Annotated in this window: 1 pseudogene; it reads left to right on the top strand. The window is 68.6% G+C overall.

Annotated elements, in window-relative coordinates:
• Positions 1-522 (top strand): annotated as a pseudogene (locus FS320_RS51530) (ATP-dependent chaperone ClpB); the annotation flags it as partial.

Raw genomic sequence — 522 nt, 5'->3', positions numbered from 1 at the left:
AGCTCGCGGACCTGGAGGAGCAGTCGGCTTCCATCACGGCGCGCTGGAAGGCCGAGAAGGACAAGCTCGGCACCGCGGCCGATCTCAAGAAGAAGCTCGAGGAGATGCGCAACCAGCTCAGCCAGGCTCAGCGCAACGGCGATTGGGCGAAGGCGGGCGAACTCTCCTACGGGGTCATCCCGGGACTCGAGAAGCAGCTCTCCGACGTCGAGGCGAAAGCCGATGGCGGCGGCCTGATGGAAGAGGCTGTGACGCCCGATCACGTGGCGGGCGTCGTCTCGCGCTGGACTGGCGTGCCCGTCGACAAGATGCTCGAAGGCGAGCGCGAGAAGCTCTTGCACATGGAGCAGGATCTGGCCAAGCGCGTCGTCGGCCAGGCCGAGGCGGTCTCGGCCGTCTCGACCGCCGTGCGCCGCGCCCGCGCCGGCCTGCAGGACCCGAACCGGCCCATCGGGTCGTTCATGTTCCTCGGCCCCACGGGCGTCGGCAAGACCGAGCTGACGAAGGCGCTGGCAAGCTTCC

It is taken from the genome of Microvirga tunisiensis (assembly GCF_009296175.1).
Lineage (GTDB): Bacteria > Pseudomonadota > Alphaproteobacteria > Rhizobiales > Beijerinckiaceae > Microvirga > Microvirga tunisiensis.
Note: the sequence above shows the minus strand (reverse complement) of the source record. Positions and strands in the feature narration are given on the sequence as shown.